Genomic DNA, 16,636 nt, shown 5'->3' with positions numbered 1-16,636 from the left:
TTGCTAGCCTTTCCACATGATCGCGAGCAGCACCAGCACCGAGGCTACGAAGCCCGGCCACGAACTCGAGCCCTCCGCGCTGATCGCAAGCCACGCGAGATTCACATAAGCGGCAGTCAACAGGCCGATGAAAAGGCGATCGCCGCGAGTCGTCGCGATAGGCAGAAAACCCTTGCGTTCATGAGTCGGCGAGCACAGTTCCCATACCGTCATGCCGCCCAGCATCACGACGATGCAGCCGAAAAAAATCGCCACCTCGGGCGTCCAGTACATCCACGTGAACATCACACTCTCCCCATCGCGAAGCCCTTCGCGATGTAGTTGCGCACGAAGTAGATCACGAGCGCGCCCGGAACGATCGTCAGCACGCCCGCAGCCGAGAGCACGCCCCAATCCATGCCGGCCGCCGACACGGTGCGCGTCATCACGGCAGCGATAGGTTTCGCGTTGACCGAAGTCAGCGTGCGCGCGAGCAGCAGTTCGACCCAGCTGAACATGAAGCAGAAGAAAGCCGTCACACCGACGCCCGACTTGATGAGCGGCAGAAAGATCTTCACGAAGAAGGCGGGAAACGTATAGCCGTCGATATACGCGGTTTCGTCGATCTCGCGCGAGACGCCCGACATGAAGCCTTCGAGAATCCATACGGCAAGCGGCACGTTGAACAGCATGTGCGCGAGTGCGACGGCAATGTACGTGTCGGTCAGGCCGATGCTCGAATAGAGCTGGAAAAACGGCAGCAGGAACACGGCGGGCGGCGTCATGCGGTTGGTGAGCAGCCAGAAGAACATGTGCTTGTCGCCGAGAAAGCGATAACGCGAGAACGCATACGCGGCAGGCAGCGCGACCAGCACGGACATCACCGTGTTCATCAGCACGTAGATGATCGAATTGATGTAGCCCCAGTACCACGAGGGATCGGTGAAGATCACCTTGTAGTTGTCGAACGTGACGTGCTGCGGCAGCGTGGCGAACGTCGACATGGTCTCCTCGTTCGTGCGCAGGGAGATCGACAACATCCAGTAAAGCGGAATCAGCGCGAACAGCATATAGACGACGAGCACCAACGTCCGCATCCAGCGGCGCTTATCCTGCATGGTCGTCTCCTTGCGCAGCGGGGCCGCCTCTGCCGACGCGATTCATCCAGTTATAGAGAATGAAGCACAACAGCAGAATGATCAGGAAATAGATCAGCGAAAAAGCCGCGGCCGGGCCGAGGTCGAACTGGCCGACCGCTTTTTGCGTCAGGTACTGACTGAGGAAGGTCGTGGAATCGCCGGGTCCGCCGCCTGTCAGCACGAACGGCTCGGTGTAGATCATGAAGCTGTCCATGAAGCGCAGCAGCACGGCGATCATCAGCACGCCGCGCATCTTCGGCAACTCGATGTAGCGGAATACCGCAAAGCGGCTCGCGCCATCTATCTCCGCGGCCTGATAGAAGGCGTCCGGAATCGCGCGCAAGCCCGCATAGCACAGCAGCGCGACGAGCGGCGTCCAGTGCCAGATGTCCATCACCAGCACCGTGAGCCATGCGGCGGTGGGACTCGCCGTGTAGTTGTAGTCGAAGCCGAGACTATTGAGCCAGTAGCCGAGCAGTCCGATATCCGGGCGCCCGAAGATTTGCCAGATCGTGCCCACCACGTTCCATGGAATCAGCAACGGCATGGCGAGCACGACGAGCGTCGCCGATGCGCGCCATCCCGAAGCCGGCATCGACAGTGCGAGGCCCACGCCCAATGGAATCTCGAACAGCAGAACGCACGCAGAGAAAATGACCTGTCTGCCGAGTGCCTGGCGCAAATCCGGATCGGTCATGGTGTTGCGAAACCACTCCGTACCGACGAACACATGCTGCGTCGGGCCGATGATGTCCTGCACCGAATAGTTGACCACGGTCATCAGCGGCAGGATCGCGGAGAACGCGACGCAGATGAACACCGGAACGACCAGCAACCACGCTTTCTGATTGACGGGCTTCATCGCGCGGCCTCTTCGGAGATGCGTGTTTCGACTCGTTCGTCGTTGCAGAAGAATACGGTCTCAGGCGCAACCAGATGCAGCCAGGCAGGTCCGTCGACAATCCGTACATGCGGTTCGAGCCTCGCATTGAACACATGGCCGTCGCATTGCGCGGTCACCAGTTGATAGTTGCCGAGTTGCTGTGCGCGAAGCACCCGCGCGTTGAGCGCACCCGCTCCGCCTTCATGCGAAAGCCGTACGAATTCCGGGCGAATCCCCAGCTTGAGCGCGCCGTTTGTCTGCTGATGCGCGGCCCGTAGCGTCGCGAGCGTGCCCGCGTCGAGCGGCAGGCGCTGCGAGCCGATTTTTGCGCCGTCTGCGTCGAGCTCGATCGGACAGAGATTCATGCCGGGACTGCCGATGAAGTAGCCGACAAAAGCGTGATCCGGCCGCAGAAAAAGCGCATCGGCTCCGCCTTTCTGAACGACGCGGCCATTCGTCATGACCACGACTTCATCCGCGAAAGTCAGCGCTTCTACCTGATCGTGCGTCACATAGATAAGCGTGAGCTTGAGTTGCTGATGGATCTTCTTCAACTGCCGGCGCAGCATCCACTTCATCGCGGGATCGATCACGGTGAGCGGTTCGTCGAAGAGAATCGCCGCGACGTCCTTGCGCACGAGGCCGCGCCCGAGCGATATTTTCTGCTTGGCGTCGGCGGCCAGATTGCTCGCCTTGAGCGGCAGGTCGCGCGTCATATCGAGGATTTCCGCGACTTCGTGCACGCGCTTCGTGACCTCGGCGGTCGACATCATCCGATTGCGCAGCGGAAACGCGAGGTTGTCGAACACGGTCATCGTGTCGTAGACCACGGGGAACTGGAACACTTGCGCGATGTTGCGCTCGCGTGCGCCGAGCGCAGTCACGTCGCGTCCGTCGAACAGCACCTTTCCCTCCGACGGCTTGACGAGCCCCGACACGATATTCAGCAGCGTGGTCTTGCCGCAACCCGATGGCCCGAGCAACGCGTAAGCGCCGCCGTCATCCCAGACCATGCTCATGGGTTGAAGCGCGTAGTCGTCGAGCGTCGCGGGGGCCGGTCCGTACGCGTGCCCGAGATTCTGGAACTCAATGCACGCCATGAGCTGCCTCCGGGCTGGACACCAGTTGGGTATCCGCGCCGAACACGAACAGTTCGTCAGGGTCGATGAACACATCGAGCTGCGTGCCGAGCTCGATCTGATGCACGCCCTGCAATTGCGCAACCAGGTCGACCGCGCCGGTCAGCGTGCGCAAGTGCAGGTATGTTTCCGAGCCGCTCAGTTCAGCGAGTTCGAGCCGGCACGCAACGGCGATCGCATGAGCGGCCTTCGCCTCGAGACGCACGTGTCCCGGCCGGATGCCGATGCGGCATGCGCCGTTCGCGGCGAGACCGTGCCGGACCGGAACCTCGACGCCGATCGGCAGACGCGCGCGGCCGTTGCCGCAGTCGCTCGTCAGCATGTTCATCGGCGGATCGTTGAAAACGGCTGCGGCCGCGACGTTGACCGGTGCGTTATAGACATCGAGCGTGGGACCGAACTGCAGAACCCGGCCTTTATCGACGATTGCCGTATAGCCGCCCAGCAGCAGCGCTTCGAGCGGTTCGGTGGTCGCGTAGACGACCGTCGTCTTGCCGTCGGCGAAAAGCGTGGCCAGTTCGAGGCGCAATTCCTCGCGCAGCTTGTAATCGAGATTGACGAGCGGTTCGTCGAGCAGCACCAGCGACGTGCGCTTCACGAGTGCACGCGCGAGCGCGCAGCGCTGCTGCTGTCCGCCCGACAGTTCGCCTGGCCGCCGCTCCAGCAAATGGTCGATATGCAGTCGGGCCGCGACTTCGTGCACGCGCCGGCGGATTTCGGCAGGGTCGGTTTTTTGCAGACGCAAAGGCGAGGCGATGTTCTCGAACACCGTCATCGCGGGGTAGTTGATGAACTGCTGATAGACCATCGCGAGATTGCGCTGGCGCACGCTGACGCCTGTCACGTTCTGGCCGTCGACGAGCACCCGGCCGTCGTTCGGCCTGTCGAGACCCGCCATCACGCGCATCAGCGTGGTTTTGCCGGCCTGCGTGGGTCCGAGAAGCACGTTGATGGCGCCTGGGACAAGGCGCAAATCCACGCCGTACAGATACGGCTGCCCGCCAGAAACGACGCTGACCCGCTCCAGTTCAAGGACCAAATCGCTCTCCTCTCGGCATGCACGACGCCAGCCGCAGAGCTGGCGCTTCAGAATGACGTCAATTGGGTTGCGCTTCGATTACATGCAGCAGCCAGAATGTCCCTTTTGTTGGTTTGCGTTTAAATCGGGGTAAACCTTACGACAGGATGAAATCCGGAAACCGGCTGCGGGCGGGGGGCGATCGGCATGAGACACGTTGAAATAGAGCATTGACTCAATTTCTTTAGACGCACGTTGGACGGTCCGATTGCTGCGTAGCAAAAAGGCGGATTCGTATGCTGCCCGTCGGCACGAACGGCGCATTCGCCGAGCCTCAGAAGAGAAACCACGCCTCGGCGTCTTTCGCGAGCGGCGAGGCTGCGGTGCGTTCGGGCAGCGCGCGGAGATGCGCGCGTGCATGCTGAAGTGCATCGGAGAAACCGCGCAGTGTCTGCGTCGTCGGCCGGTCGTCGAGGCGGCGGCGTTGCACGGCCTGCGCGACGTTCCGGTGTATCAGCGCCGTCTGCGCATCGATATAGGCGATGCACGCGCGCGCGAGCGCCGTCGATAACGTGCCGATACCCATGAGCGCCGGCACGCTCGCAATGGTGCGATAACCGTCGGAAGGAAGCATCGCGAGCGCGCGGCGCGGATCGGCGAAATCGCGTCTCAGGACATCGAACAACGGCGCGGCCCATAGCTCGCGCTCGATGCCTAGCGCGTGCCGTCTGCGTTGCACGGCCGCCTTGGCCTCTTCATCCACGATCTCGCCAGCCCTGAGGAGCAACGCACCCGGATGCTCGCCCGGGCGGATGCATTGCGCGCCGATCCATCCCGCGCCATGCGAGCGCTGCGCAAGCACCGCATGTTGCAGGTGATCGGGCACGAGCGGGTCGAGCGGCACCGCGATGCACTGATCCGGCTTGCCCTTTGCATGAAGGCCGCACAACCCGTCATGCGCGAGCGCGGGACAGCGGCCGAGCGACGGGTAATCGAGCGCAAGCGTCGTGATGGTGATGGCACTGGCCTCATCGACGGGAAACGCGTGCAGTGGCGTGTCTGCGCCTCGCGGCATACGCCCGAGCGCGATGCAGCCGACGAATACGTCGCGGTGTTCGAACAGTTCGCGTAGCGACATCGCCGGCGGACTGTTGCAGCATTTGCCGCACGCGGTGCAGTCGAACGAGTAGCTATTCACCAAGGCCGGCGCACGGAATCCTGATACTGCGTGAGGATGAAATGCGCGACGTCGTCGGAATGAAAGACCCGAACGAGTCGCCCGACCCAGGCGGCCTTCGCGTCGCGCGTACGCACGGCGAGAACATGCTGATAAGGCGAGCGCGCATCTTCGATGCCGATGCTGTCGCGGCCCGGCTTCAGCTTGTTGCGCGCGGCGTCGTCGGCGTTCATCGCGACGAAGCTCGCCGTGTCGAGCGCTTCGTAGAGCTTCGCGCGTTCCACGCGGCGGATCTTCAGACCGAAGCGATTGCCGGCTATATCCCCGAGCGTCGGATGAAGGCCCGCGCCGTCCTTCAGCGTGATGAGCGCATAGTTCTGCAGGAGGATCAATGCGCGCGCGGTGCCGGCGGCATCGGCCGGAACGGCGACGGTCGCGCCGCGCGGCAAGTAGGCGATCGATGCGAGCTTGCGCGAGTAGAGCGCCATCGGCAAGGTCACGGTCGCGGCGACGCTTTCGATCGCGTAGCCGTTGCGCGCGCTGCGGGCGGCGAGGCTGGCTTCGTCCTCGAAACTGGCGGCATCGATCGTACCGTTTGCGAGCGCGGCGTCGATGCGCGCGGCATCGTCGAAAGCCACGACGGCGAGCGGCAAGCCCTGCTTCGCGGCGACTTCACGCACATGCGCGACGATCGTCGCTTCCTCGCCCGGCATCACGCCGATGCGAACCGTCTGCTCCGCGGCATGCGCCGTCGTCACGAAAGAGGCTGCCAGAACCGCCCCCGCGAAAACGAATCGCGCGCGCATCAGCCGTCCCTCAGCACGGTGCGAAAGCCGATATGCGACGCGGGCAAATCCGCTTCCTGCTGCTCGCGCGACGACGCCCGGTAGCGCACGCAATAATCCTGCGCGCACAGGAACGAGCCGCCCTTGATGACCACGGCCGTGTCGTGCTTGCGCGCTGGGATCACCGCCGCCGTGTCGCCGTTCGAATGCGGCTGACGCGGACCGGTGTAAGGATCCTTCGTCCATTCCCATGCGTTGCCGATCATGTCGTACAGCCTGAAATCGTTCGCCGCATAGCAACCGACCGGCGCCAAACCCGCATGGCCGTCTTCGGCGGAGTCGAGCACGGGAAACACGCCTTGCCAGTAATTCGCCGATGGCTTGCCGCGCGCATCGCGCGGAGCGGCGTCGAGCTGCGCGCCTTCCCGCCCGGCCTTGCCCGCGTATTCCCACTCGGCCTCGGTCGGCAGATCGCGGCGGAGCCAGTGCGCGTAGGCGAGGGCGTCGGCGAGCGTCACCATCGTCACCGGACGATTTTCGTGCCCTTTCCATGTGCTCGACGATCCCGTGGGATGCTTCCACGACGCACCTTTCACCCACGACCACCACGCGAGATCGCGTGCGTTCATTTCTTCGCGCGTCGGGACATGGAACACGACGGCGCCGCCCTGACGCTCGGCTTCGGTCACATAGCCCGTCGCGTCGACGAAAGCGGCGAACTGCGCGTTGGTTACATCGGTCTGGTCGATCCAGAAGGCTCCGACCTTCGTCTTGCCATCGCCCACCGGGCGCTCGTCGTCATAACCCAGTGTGCTGCCGAAGACGAATTCGCCGCCGCGCAGGTGCACCATGCCCGCGCGCGGATCGTCGCGCCACTTGGCGGGAATGCCCGAATAGCGTTCGCATTGCTGCTCGGAGCCGAGCGGCGCCAGCGTGCGCGCGAGATTGCGCGGATCGAAGCCGTGCTCCGCGTTCACGGCGAGCGCCCCGCCGAAGCCCGCGCCGAACAACGCGAGCGTCACGGCGCCGGCGCCTGCAACGGATGTCCATCGACGACTCATCGCGCGCTCAGTAGTAGCCGCGCGGCCGCAGCGGTTCGACGCCGCCCACCGTGCTCATGTAGCTGTTCCACTGCTGCACGAGACTGTCGATGACCGACGGATTCTGCGCCGATACGTCGTTGTTCTCGCCGCGATCGGCCTGCAGGTCGAAGAGCTGCCAGTGACCGTCGGCGGGACCGGTCGGCGGCTCGGTCCAAAGCGCCTTCCAGCGGCCATCGGAGCTGCGCAGATAGCCGCGTCCATAGGCTTCGTCACCGAACGCGGCGGTGTGCACTTCCGCGGTGCCGTCGCCCTTGAGAATCGGGAGCAGCGACTGTCCGGTGACCGGATAGACGTAGCGGTTGTTATAGACCACCTTGCCCTTGTTCGAATCGACGCCCGTAAGCGTATTGATCGAAGCCGGCGCGGGCTGCGTCGGCGGCGTGATCTGTGCGACGGCGAGGAAGGTCGCGGTGTTGTCGGTGACGTGCGTGAAGGCGCGCAAGGTGGGCAACTGCGCCGTCTGTCCGGGCAAATGTGCGATGAGCGGTGTCGATACGCCGCCTTCGCCCGCGTAGCCCTTGGTGAGGCGGAACGGCGTCGCGCTGACTTCGGCCCAGCGCAGGCCGTATTGCAGACGCCGTGCGTTCTGCTGACCGTTGTCGGTGCCGAGCGTCGAATAGACCGCATCGGATGCGTTCGCGGTATCGGTCGCGGTCGGATCCGCGCCCGAGTCGATCGGCCAGCCTTCCGCGCCGTTATCGGACTGAAACAGGATGAACGTGTTGTCGTATTCGCCGATGTCTTTCAGATGCTGGATCAGCAGGCCGATGTTGTGATCGAGATTCTCGACCATGCCGGCATAGATTTCCATGTAGCGCGCTTGCGCCTTCTTCTCGGCGGCGGACAGGCTGTTCCACGACTTGTTGACCGTGCCGGGACCATAGTCGCTGTAGCCTTGCGCGGCGTTGTGCACGGCGCTGATGTATTTCGCGTTCGCGGTGCCATTGTTCGCCGTGGCGGGCGACGAGGTCAGCGTTTCCGGCGCGCCCTGATACGGATTGAAATCGGCGGGAATGATGCCGAGCGCCTTCTGCCGCGCGATCCGCGCATTGCGGATGACGTCGTAACCTGCGTCGTACTTGCCCGCATAGTTGTGCAAGTAAGGCTCGGGCACCTGCAAAGGCCAGTGCGGCGACGTGTACGCTGCGTAGGCGAAGAAGGGCTTGCCGTCGCCCTTGTTCGAATCGATGTAGGAGATCAAGCGCTGCGTATAGAAGTCGGTCGAATAGAAGACGCTCGGACTGCCGCCTGCGCCGCCTGGCTGGCCGGGCTGTCCCGGCTGAACGTATTGACCGTCTTCCGTGTAGTTTTTCGAGCCTGCGGGTTCGTGCGCGAAGTGATTCGTCGCGGCGCCGCCGAGCAGCGCATAGCTATGCTCGAAGCCCCACTGATCCGGCGTTTGCCCGCCGCCTGTGGTGCTGCCTACGATTCCCGAGCCGATGTGCCACTTGCCCGCCATGTACGTGTGATAACCGCCATCCTTCAGCAACTGCGCGACCGAGAGCGCCCGGTCGTTCAGATAGCCTTCGTATCCCGGCAGGCCCTTGCGTTCGTCGGTCGGCGTGCCCATCGTGCCTTCGCCGACGAGATGGTGGTCGGTGCCTGAGATCAGCATGGCGCGCGTGATCGCGCAGACCGTGCCGGTGTGATGGTTCGTGAGGATGCGGCCCGATGCGACGAGCGCATCGAGATTCGGCGTGTTGATTTCGCCGCCGAACGCGTGGATATCCGAGTAGCCGAGATCGTCGGCCATGATGTACAGGATGTTCGGCCGTTTGGCGGCGGCGACCGGCGCGGTCGTCGGCGAGCTGTCGCTGGAAGAGCCGCACGATGCCAGCGCGAAGAGGCTGGCGACGGCGAGCGCAACGGCGGCGCGGCGGGTAGCGATCGAGCGGTGCAAGGTCATTGTCGTTATGGCGGTCCGTTGAAAGCGAGCGGCGATCTTAGCAACCGGCTCAAGGCCGCCAAAGATCGATTTCTGCTTTGCTTGTCGCCTTCAGAGATTTGAAAGAACCGCGATTGCGCGTCGCGCGAATGCGCTCGGCGACGCTCGAAGCACGAGGCTTCGAGCGTGTCTTCCGGATGCGCCCGATTCGTGTAAGCGCGTAGGGAAACGGTGTGAGCGCAGCGTATCGAGGGTGTCGTTCCGCGCTTTCGCCGCGGGATTTTCACCGGTTCGATGCGGTTCTTCGCAGCTCAGAAGCGCACGCGCACGCCGCCGAACGCCGCCACTTGCCGGTTCGTCGACGACGGCGTGCCCGCGTCGGCGATAGCCGCGATCTTCTGATAGCCGTTGCCGACGCGCGTCGAGGCATCGCCCGCCGCGAGCTGATAGACGCCGGAGAGATAGAGGTCGGTGCGCTTCGACAATACATAGTCGACGCCGAGCGTGAACTGATGCCAGCGCGGCTTGAGTGTCGCGCCGCCGGTGCCGGGCAGACTGTTGGCGCGGCCATCGGTGAAGGTGTACACGCCGATCAGCGTCGTCGCCGGCGTAATGTTGTAGCGGCCGTTCACATCGTAGTTGTTGAACTTGCGCGACGAGCCATCGTTGTAGTCGAGCTGCGTGTGGCTCCATGCGAAGCCGACTGTCGCGACCGATCCGATCGCATAGTTGCCGCCTGCGACCGCCACTTGCTGCCGCGCGACGCCGCCGTTCAGGCCATAGAAGAAGGCGCCGCTGTAGTCGTCGCCGGACGTGGTCGATGCACCGCCGACCGCGCCGCTCGTGTTCGACGCGACATTCGGATGATCGAGCAGCAAATAGCCCGCGCCGAGTTGCAACGGCCCGCTGGCGTAGCTCGCCGATACGCCCCATGCGCGGTTGTTGCCGAAGCCCGCGCCCGCGCCGTTGCTCGCCTGATTGCTGAACCCGTAGAGCGCATCGACAGTCACGCCCGCGAAGGTATCGCTCTTGAACTTCACGGCATTGTTGATGCGGAAGGTCTGATTCAGATTGTCGTTATCGCCGACGTGCGTGGCGGGCGACCAGAATCCCGGCCCCGCGAAGAGCGCAACGAGATCCGTGTTCGGATCGTACTGACGCCCGAGCGTCAGCGTGCCGATGCCCGTCTTCGCCACGCCCACATAAGCTTGCCGCCCGAATTCGCGTCCGCCTTGAGCGAGTGTGCCGTCGTTGACGCGATAGCCGCTCTCGAGCGTGAACAGCGCCTTGTAGCCGCCGCCCAGATCTTCGACGCCTTTGAGGCCCCAGCGGCTGCCGTTGAGCTTGCCGCTCGTCGCCTGCACGTTGGATGCGCCACGCTGATTGTTCGTATAGGCGAGGCCGGCGTCGATGATCCCGTACAAGGTGACGGAACTCTGTGCCTGAACGATGCCCGGAAGGGCGGCCAGTAAGCCAGCGGCGCCGGCGAGTGCGACTCGTTTCATTCGCTTCCTTAGGTATTAACCATGAGTTCGAGGAAGCCGGATACTACGGTCGTGCTTACCGAAGTCCAACAAAGGATTTTTCGTTTGTAATGGTCGGAGCGTCTGATTTGGATTCCGGATTACATCGGAGAAGCGATGCAGAAATCGCGAGCAGGCGCGCAACGAACGCTTCGCGCCGCGCGAGGCCGGTCATATCGATATGAGGCTTCGTTGGTTAGCGCGCCGGCCGTTGCTGCATAACATGAGCGGCTGCGCGTGATGTCACGCATTCATACCGACAGGAGCACCATGAGCGCTGACGAAAGACTCGACCGTCTGATCGACCCCGAACGCACTTCGAGCAACCCGAAGGCTAACTATCGCAATGCCACGCGCTGGGGCGATCTCGTGTTCGTGTCGGGCAAGTCGGCGGGCGCCGCCATCGACGGTAAGCCGTCCAAAGGCAGGCTGGGTGACACGCTCACGCTCGAAGACGGCGTTTCGTTCGCACGCGAGGCGGCAGTGGAACTGCTGCTCGTGCTGCGCGATGAACTCGGCTCGCTCGAACGCGTGAAGCAGGTGCTCGACGTGCAGGGCTTCGTGAACGCCGACGCCGCCTTCGAAGACCACGCGAAGGTGCTCGACGGCGCATCGGATCTGCTGGTCGAGGTTCTGGGCGATGCCGGCGTGCACGCGCGCTCGGTGTTCGGCGCCGTGTCGTTGCGCGGCGGGCAGCCGGTGATCCTGCGCGCCGTCGTCGGCGTGAGCGACTCATGATGTCATCGCATTCGCAGGAACGCGTCAGACGATGGCGCTTAAGCAACCCTTGTCATTTGCATAGTCGCAATCGCGATTGGGCATCCCGAAACCGCGACCTATAATCGGGCGCCCGACTGCCTGTCTTCTCTGCCCGACTCATCGAGCATGCCGAAAATCCCGCGTTTCTCATCGTTTTCCGCCACACGGCCCGGCGATCCCGCGAAGCCGGAGCAACACGCTCCCGCGTCGCCGCGACGCCGGATGCTGGGCGGCCTCGCGCTGTCGGCAGCCGTGGCGCCTCACGCGAATGCGGCGTCCGGACTCTTGCAGCCGCTCAGCGTCGAGCCGTGGACGCGCATGCCTGGCGCGCCGATTCTCGATCATCCCTATGGCCTGCCATCCCCGCGCGAATCCGAGGTCGTGCGTCGCGCGGCGCGTGCGTGGCCGGTGCCGGGAGCGGCTTCGTCGCTGACGCCGCTCGCCGATCTGCACGGCGCGATCACACCGAACGGGCTTGTCTACGAACGCCATCACGCCGGTGTGCCGGATATCGACCCGGACCAGCACCGGCTCGTGATTCATGGCCTCGTGCGCGAGCCGAAGCTCTTCACGATGGACGATTTGCTGCGGCTGCCTTCCGAGTCGCGCGTGCACTTTCTCGAATGTTCGGGCAACACCGCGAGCGAATGGAAAGGGCCGAGCGGGCTGCCCGTTCAGCTCACGCACGGGCTTCTGTCGTGCTGCGAGTGGACCGGCGTGCGGCTTTCGACGTTGATCGAGGCGGCCGGCGGGCTCGCTGCGAACGACGGCCACGCGCCGCGCTGGATTCTCGCGGAGGGCGCCGATGCAGCTGCGATGACGCGCAGCCTGCCGCTCGATCGCGTGCTGGATCGCGCGCTCGTCGTGTATGCGCAGAACGGCGAGCGGCTGCGGCCGGAGAACGGCTATCCGCTGCGGCTTCTGGTCCCCGGCTTCGAAGGCAACACCAACGTGAAGTGGCTGCGCAGGCTGAAGCTCGTCGACGCGCCGCTCGAAACGCGAGAGGAAACGTCGAAATACACGAACTTGCTGGCCGATGGTCGCGCGCGCCAGTTCGTGTTCGAGATGGATGCGAAATCGGTCATCACGCGGCCATCGCCCGGGCACAAGTTGACGACTCACGGTTACTACCCGATCGTGGGGCTCGCCTGGTCGGGACGCGGTGCGATCCGTCAGGTCGAAGTATCCGTCGATGGTGGCCGTTCATGGCAAGCGGCGCGGCTCGATGGCACGCCCGGCGATCGCGCGCTCACGCGCTTTCATGCGGGATGGGTGTGGAACGGTGAACCGGCCACGATCCTCTCGCGGGCAACGGATTCGACCGGATACATCCAGCCGACGCGCGAGGCGCTCGTCGCCGCGCGCGGGCTGAACTCGAACTACCACTACAACGGCATTCAGCAATGGCGCGTCGACGCCGATGGCAGCGTGAAAAATGCATAGGGAATCAACTCGACAACTTCGCGCCGTGCGCCCGCTGATCGTGGGTCTGACGGCGCTGTGTCTTACCGCCTGCTCGGGGCCGTGGCTAGACGGGCGCGCGTCGCAGGCCGGGTTGGACGATGCAACGCATCGCGCGGCTGTCGGCATGATCGGCACGATCGGCACGCCCGTGAGCGCGGCGGACATCGCCGCGTGGAACATCGATGTCGCGCCTGACGGTCGCGGCCTGCCCGCGGGCAGCGGCGACGTGGTGACCGGTGCGCGGATCTTCGCGGCCAAGTGCGCCTCGTGTCACGGCGCGAAAGGCGAGGGCGTGCTGGGCGACCGGCTGATCGGCGGGCGTGGCACGCTCGCGAGCGAGAAGCCGGTGCGCACGGTCGGAAGCTACTGGCCATACGCGACGACACTCTTCGATTACATTCGCCGCGCGATGCCCTATAACGCGCCGCAATCGCTGAGTGCGGACGAGGTGTATGCCGTGAGCGCGTGGATCCTGAATCAGAACGGCATCGTTCCCGACGACGCCCGCCTCGATGCGCATTCGCTTGCCGCCATCCGCATGCCGAATCGCGATGGATTCGTTCCGGACCCGCGACCGGGACGCCTTTGACATGCATAGCATGACGTAATGACGAATCGATGCGGCCGGTGATTTGCAAACGTAAAAGGATTGGTTGGCCATGCGTTCGTCGGCCCCTAGCATGAAGCGGTTCGGGCAATGTTGCCTGAATTTGCCGCGAGGACTCGCTCCATGCAATACAAAGGTTATGAGGTTGCACCCTCCGCTCAGGCCATGCCGAGCGGCTTGTATGCGGCCAACCTGACGATCGAACATCGCCGGTACGCGCACGGTGCAAGCTTCACTTTCGATGCGCTCGATTACTTCTTCGAGCGCGATCATGCGATCGCCTATGCGGCACGCTGGGCGCGGCTGTGGATCGATCAGCGCAGCGCGCGCAAGAAGCGCGGATAACGTCGACGAAGCATCGGATAGCCGCATGAGCTGTCGGTCCGGAAGGCGCCCGCGATCCGTCTTTCGTCATGCGCGCCGCAGATTTGGTTAGCAGATCCAATTCGTTCCAATCTCCGCGCGGGATGGTTACGCTGTGGCGGCTCTCAACCACGCATGACGCCGACCATGACCCAACGCGATCTACTCATTCTGCTGGAACCGGGCTTCACCGATCCGAAGCGCCCGGGCGAAGTGTTCATCTGCCCGGACGGTGCGCCGATCGAAGGTCTGCTCGCAAGCGATCCGGCGCGCAACGCGCGCCTCGATATCCGCCGCGTGCCCTTCGAGCGTCCCCGCAAGGCCGCGGTCGAAGCACTAAGCGAGGCGCATCAAAGTCTGCTGGTGCCGGTGCTGGTGCTGGGCGATGCGTACCCCGCGCCGTCCGACGCGCAAACCGTCGGCGAGAAACGCTTCGTCACCGATACGCGCCGCATTCTCGCGTTGCTCGCAGAGCGCCACGGTTTTCCCAAAGTGCATGACTGATCCGGCAAACGAGACTATTCGCTCATGCCCCGACCTATACATCTGAATCTCTTCGTTCACGGACGCGGCCATCATGAAGCAGGCTGGCGTCATTCCGGCGCGACGCGCCAGGCGCTGACCGATATCGACTATTTTCGCGATCTCGCCGTCAGGGCGGAGCAAAGCCTGTTCGATTCCGTGTTTTTCGCCGATGCCCTCGCGCTCGGCGATGGCGCGCAATTCGTCGCGTCCGGCGCGCTCGAACCGATCACCACGCTCGCGGCGCTTTCGCAGGCGACTTCGCGCATCGGACTGATCGCGACGGCATCGACCACGTACACCGAGCCGTTCAATCTCGCGCGTCAGTTCGCTTCGCTGGATCACATTTCGCGCGGGCGCATCGGCTGGAACATCGTGACCTCGTGGGTCGGCGGCGCGGGGCCGAACTTCGGCTACGAGCAGCAGATCGAGCATGCGGAGCGCTACGCACGCGCGCACGAGTTTCTCGAAGTCGTCACGCAACTGTGGGATAGCTGGGCCGATGACGCCATCATCGATGACGCGTCGAGCGGACGCTTTCTCGATCCGGCGCGGGTGCGCAAGATCGGCTATCGCGGGAAGTTTCATCGCGTGGCGGGGCCGCTGAATCTGCCGCGCCCGCCACAGGGGCATCCGGTGCTGGTGCAGGCGGGCTCGTCGGCGACGGGCAAGGCGTTCGCCGCGCGCCATGCGGAAGCCGTCTTCACCGCGCATCTGACGAAGCAATCCGCGATCGACTTTTATGCCGAGCTCAAGGCGGGCGCGAGGGCCGCGGGCCGCTCGGAGCAGGACATCGTGATCCTGCCGGGCATCAGCGCGGCGATCGGTTCGACCGAAGCGGAAGCCAGCGCTCTGCTCGACGAACTCGACTCGATCACCGATGTCAGCGTGGGACTCGGCCGCCTGTCGAACCGCTTCGGCGGCTACGATTTCTCGACGCTGCCGCTCGATCAGCCGCTGTCCGTCGATGACTTTCCGGACCCGTCGACGGTGCAGGCCGCGCAAAGCCGCGCGGCAGTCATCACGCAACTGGTGGCGCGCGAGCGTCCGACCTTGCGCAGCCTGTTGAGGAAGCTCGCGGCGGCGCGCGGGCATTTCACGCTGTCCGGCACGCCCGAACAGATTGCAGATGTCATTGCCGACTGGACCGAAAGCCGTGCCGCCGATGGCTTTAACGTGATGCCGCCCGTACTGCCCGCGCAGCTCGAGCACTTCACCGAGCATGTCGTGCCGATTCTGCAAAGGCGCGGCCTGTTCCGGCGCGAGTACGAAGCCGCCACGCTGCGCGGTCACTACGGTCTCGCACGTCCCGCCAATCCTTATTTCAAGTCTTGATGCCGATCCGATTCCTGAAATCCATCATCGCCGCCGGTTGCTTCGCCGCCGCGTTTGCCGCGCACGCTGACGAGGGCTATCCCGCGCAGATCAACATCGGAATCCAGAAGGGCGACGGTCTCGTCGCGCTGCGGGCATCGGGCAAGCTGGAGCAGGCTTTCGCTTCGCATCACGTCAAGGTTTCGTGGCACGAGTTCGTGTATGGCGCGCCGCTCGTCGAAGCCATCAATGCGGGCGACGTCGATGTAGGCACGGTCGGCTCGACGCCGCCGATCATGGCGCAGGCGGGCGCGGCGCCATCGGTCGTGTATGTGGCGTATGCGCCGAGACTCGTCAAAAGCTATGCGATCGTCGTGCCGAAGGATTCGCCCGTGAAGGACCTGCGCGATCTGAAGGGCAGAAAGATCGCGTTCGCCAAGGGCTCGCAAGGGCACCTGTTCGTGCTGAAGGCGATGCAGGATGCCCACATGGACCCGAACGCCGCGCAGTTCACGTACCTGTCCTATGGCGATGCGCGCTCGGCGTTCGAGCGCGGCTTCATCGATGCGTGGGCCGTGCCCGATCCGCGTTACGCGGACACCGAACTGACCACCGGCGCGCGGACCATTCTCACCATCGGGGATCTGTCGGTGCCGCAATACGGCTTCTATATCGCGACGCGCGACTTCGCGCAAAAGTATCCCGCCGCGCTGCGTCTGCTGTTCGATCAGCTTGCACGTCAGACGAACGACAGCCTCGCGCATCCGCAGGATACGGCGCGCTTTCTGTCCGCCAATACGGGCGTGCCGCTCGCCGTATGGAACCGGGCGATCTCGCGCCTGGAGTGGGGCGCGAGCTATCCGATTCCCGACGACGTCCTTAGCGCGCAGCAGGACTCGGCGAATCTGGCTTTCGATACGAAGGTGATTCCGCGCCGCATCGATGTGCGCCAGGCGGTGTTGCAGATCAGGTAAGG

17 protein-coding genes are annotated in these 16,636 nt (G+C 64.0%); 7 read left to right on the top strand and 10 right to left on the bottom strand.

Annotated elements, in window-relative coordinates; genetic code table 11:
• Window positions 1–3: 3 nt before the first annotated feature.
• From NCS03_RS27255 to NCS03_RS27210, 10 genes are all read right to left on the bottom strand, one after another.
• A complete protein-coding gene (locus NCS03_RS27255; RefSeq protein ID WP_175981569.1) occupies window positions 4–285 on the bottom strand; it encodes a DUF2160 domain-containing protein in 282 nt (93 codons plus the stop codon).
• Window positions 285–1,097, bottom strand: a complete 813-nt coding sequence (locus tag NCS03_RS27250; RefSeq protein ID WP_008346802.1) for a carbohydrate ABC transporter permease — start codon at window positions 1,095–1,097, stop codon at window positions 285–287. Before NCS03_RS27250 ends, NCS03_RS27255 begins: the two co-directional genes overlap by 1 nt.
• On the bottom strand, window positions 1,087–1,980 hold the full coding sequence (locus tag NCS03_RS27245; RefSeq protein WP_008346800.1) for a carbohydrate ABC transporter permease: 894 nt from the start codon (window positions 1,978–1,980) through the stop codon (window positions 1,087–1,089). Before NCS03_RS27245 ends, NCS03_RS27250 begins: the two co-directional genes overlap by 11 nt.
• Window positions 1,977–3,101, bottom strand: coding sequence for an ABC transporter ATP-binding protein (locus tag NCS03_RS27240; RefSeq protein WP_250437323.1), 1,125 nt, complete (start codon window positions 3,099–3,101; stop codon window positions 1,977–1,979). The genes NCS03_RS27245 and NCS03_RS27240 overlap by 4 nt, the downstream gene beginning before the upstream one ends.
• Window positions 3,088–4,179: an ABC transporter ATP-binding protein gene (locus tag NCS03_RS27235; protein WP_175981573.1), complete on the bottom strand. Its 1,092-nt coding sequence runs from the start codon at window positions 4,177–4,179 to the stop codon at window positions 3,088–3,090. Before NCS03_RS27235 ends, NCS03_RS27240 begins: the two co-directional genes overlap by 14 nt.
• A gap of 313 nt (window positions 4,180–4,492) precedes the next feature.
• Window positions 4,493–5,296, bottom strand: coding sequence for a hypothetical protein (locus NCS03_RS27230; RefSeq protein WP_250456970.1), 804 nt, complete (start codon window positions 5,294–5,296; stop codon window positions 4,493–4,495).
• A 56-nt stretch (window positions 5,297–5,352) separates the two neighbouring features.
• Complete coding sequence (locus NCS03_RS27225) at window positions 5,353–6,141, bottom strand: MetQ/NlpA family ABC transporter substrate-binding protein (protein ID WP_250530201.1); 789 nt, start codon at window positions 6,139–6,141, stop codon at window positions 5,353–5,355.
• Complete coding sequence (locus tag NCS03_RS27220) at window positions 6,141–7,181, bottom strand: formylglycine-generating enzyme family protein (protein WP_250530200.1); 1,041 nt, start codon at window positions 7,179–7,181, stop codon at window positions 6,141–6,143. The genes NCS03_RS27225 and NCS03_RS27220 overlap by 1 nt, the downstream gene beginning before the upstream one ends.
• A gap of 7 nt (window positions 7,182–7,188) precedes the next feature.
• Window positions 7,189–9,129 carry an arylsulfatase gene (locus NCS03_RS27215; RefSeq protein ID WP_008346790.1) on the bottom strand — a complete coding sequence of 647 codons (1,941 nt, stop codon included), beginning with the start codon at window positions 9,127–9,129 and terminating at the stop codon, window positions 7,189–7,191.
• Between the two features lie 290 nt (window positions 9,130–9,419).
• Complete coding sequence (locus NCS03_RS27210) at window positions 9,420–10,613, bottom strand: porin (RefSeq protein ID WP_250530199.1); 1,194 nt, start codon at window positions 10,611–10,613, stop codon at window positions 9,420–9,422.
• 288 nt (window positions 10,614–10,901) lie between these two features.
• Here NCS03_RS27210 and NCS03_RS27205 point away from each other — a divergent pair, with 288 nt between their 5' ends.
• The 7 genes from NCS03_RS27205 to NCS03_RS27175 all read left to right on the top strand — a co-directional run bounded on the left by NCS03_RS27205 (window position 10,902) and on the right by NCS03_RS27175 (window position 16,634).
• Entirely contained in the window at window positions 10,902–11,369 is a 468-nt protein-coding gene (locus NCS03_RS27205; protein ID WP_250522301.1) for a RidA family protein, read from the top strand.
• A 243-nt stretch (window positions 11,370–11,612) separates the two neighbouring features.
• Window positions 11,613–12,833 (top strand): sulfite dehydrogenase, encoded by a 1,221-nt coding sequence (gene soxC, locus NCS03_RS27200; RefSeq protein ID WP_250457055.1) that lies wholly within the window; start codon window positions 11,613–11,615, stop codon window positions 12,831–12,833.
• A 25-nt stretch (window positions 12,834–12,858) separates the two neighbouring features.
• Window positions 12,859–13,443: a c-type cytochrome gene (locus tag NCS03_RS27195; protein ID WP_250530198.1), complete on the top strand. Its 585-nt coding sequence runs from the start codon at window positions 12,859–12,861 to the stop codon at window positions 13,441–13,443.
• Window positions 13,444–13,584: 141 nt separating this feature from the next.
• A complete protein-coding gene (locus NCS03_RS27190) occupies window positions 13,585–13,806 on the top strand; it encodes a DUF6566 family protein (RefSeq protein WP_033535802.1) in 222 nt (73 codons plus the stop codon).
• Between the two features lie 165 nt (window positions 13,807–13,971).
• The gene (locus NCS03_RS27185) at window positions 13,972–14,328 is read left to right on the top strand and encodes a DUF3088 domain-containing protein (RefSeq protein WP_250530197.1); all 357 of its coding nucleotides are present in this window, start codon (window positions 13,972–13,974) and stop codon (window positions 14,326–14,328) included.
• Window positions 14,329–14,352: 24 nt separating this feature from the next.
• Window positions 14,353–15,681 (top strand): LLM class flavin-dependent oxidoreductase, encoded by a 1,329-nt coding sequence (locus tag NCS03_RS27180; protein WP_008346780.1) that lies wholly within the window; start codon window positions 14,353–14,355, stop codon window positions 15,679–15,681.
• Entirely contained in the window at window positions 15,681–16,634 is a 954-nt protein-coding gene (locus NCS03_RS27175) for an aliphatic sulfonate ABC transporter substrate-binding protein (RefSeq protein ID WP_250437304.1), read from the top strand. Before NCS03_RS27180 ends, NCS03_RS27175 begins: the two co-directional genes overlap by 1 nt.
• The last annotated feature ends 2 nt before the right edge of the window (window positions 16,635–16,636 follow it).

Source organism: Caballeronia sp. ATUFL_F1_KS4A (assembly GCF_023630905.1).
Classification (GTDB): domain Bacteria; phylum Pseudomonadota; class Gammaproteobacteria; order Burkholderiales; family Burkholderiaceae; genus Caballeronia; species Caballeronia zhejiangensis.
Note: the sequence above shows the minus strand (reverse complement) of the source record. Positions and strands in the feature narration are given on the sequence as shown.

What these genes read in the sequence shown, in the direction of transcription:
- NCS03_RS27255 (WP_175981569.1), bottom strand. Translation starts at nt 285, where the DNA reads ATGTTCACGTGGATGTACTGGACGCCCGAGGTGGCGATTTTTTTCGGC.
- NCS03_RS27250 (WP_008346802.1), bottom strand. Translation starts at nt 1,097, where the DNA reads ATGCAGGATAAGCGCCGCTGGATGCGGACGTTGGTGCTCGTCGTCTAT.
- NCS03_RS27245 (WP_008346800.1), bottom strand. Translation starts at nt 1,980, where the DNA reads ATGAAGCCCGTCAATCAGAAAGCGTGGTTGCTGGTCGTTCCGGTGTTC.
- NCS03_RS27240 (WP_250437323.1), bottom strand. Translation starts at nt 3,101, where the DNA reads ATGGCGTGCATTGAGTTCCAGAATCTCGGGCACGCGTACGGACCGGCC.
- NCS03_RS27230 (WP_250456970.1), bottom strand. Translation starts at nt 5,296, where the DNA reads ATGTCGCTACGCGAACTGTTCGAACACCGCGACGTATTCGTCGGCTGC.
- NCS03_RS27225 (WP_250530201.1), bottom strand. Translation starts at nt 6,141, where the DNA reads ATGCGCGCGCGATTCGTTTTCGCGGGGGCGGTTCTGGCAGCCTCTTTC.
- NCS03_RS27220 (WP_250530200.1), bottom strand. Translation starts at nt 7,181, where the DNA reads ATGAGTCGTCGATGGACATCCGTTGCAGGCGCCGGCGCCGTGACGCTC.
- NCS03_RS27215 (WP_008346790.1), bottom strand. Translation starts at nt 9,129, where the DNA reads ATGACCTTGCACCGCTCGATCGCTACCCGCCGCGCCGCCGTTGCGCTC.
- NCS03_RS27210 (WP_250530199.1), bottom strand. Translation starts at nt 10,613, where the DNA reads ATGAAACGAGTCGCACTCGCCGGCGCCGCTGGCTTACTGGCCGCCCTT.
- NCS03_RS27205 (WP_250522301.1), top strand. Translation starts at nt 10,902, where the DNA reads ATGAGCGCTGACGAAAGACTCGACCGTCTGATCGACCCCGAACGCACT.
- soxC (WP_250457055.1), top strand. Translation starts at nt 11,613, where the DNA reads ATGCTGGGCGGCCTCGCGCTGTCGGCAGCCGTGGCGCCTCACGCGAAT.
- NCS03_RS27190 (WP_033535802.1), top strand. Translation starts at nt 13,585, where the DNA reads ATGCAATACAAAGGTTATGAGGTTGCACCCTCCGCTCAGGCCATGCCG.
- NCS03_RS27185 (WP_250530197.1), top strand. Translation starts at nt 13,972, where the DNA reads ATGACCCAACGCGATCTACTCATTCTGCTGGAACCGGGCTTCACCGAT.
- NCS03_RS27180 (WP_008346780.1), top strand. Translation starts at nt 14,353, where the DNA reads ATGCCCCGACCTATACATCTGAATCTCTTCGTTCACGGACGCGGCCAT.
- NCS03_RS27175 (WP_250437304.1), top strand. Translation starts at nt 15,681, where the DNA reads ATGCCGATCCGATTCCTGAAATCCATCATCGCCGCCGGTTGCTTCGCC.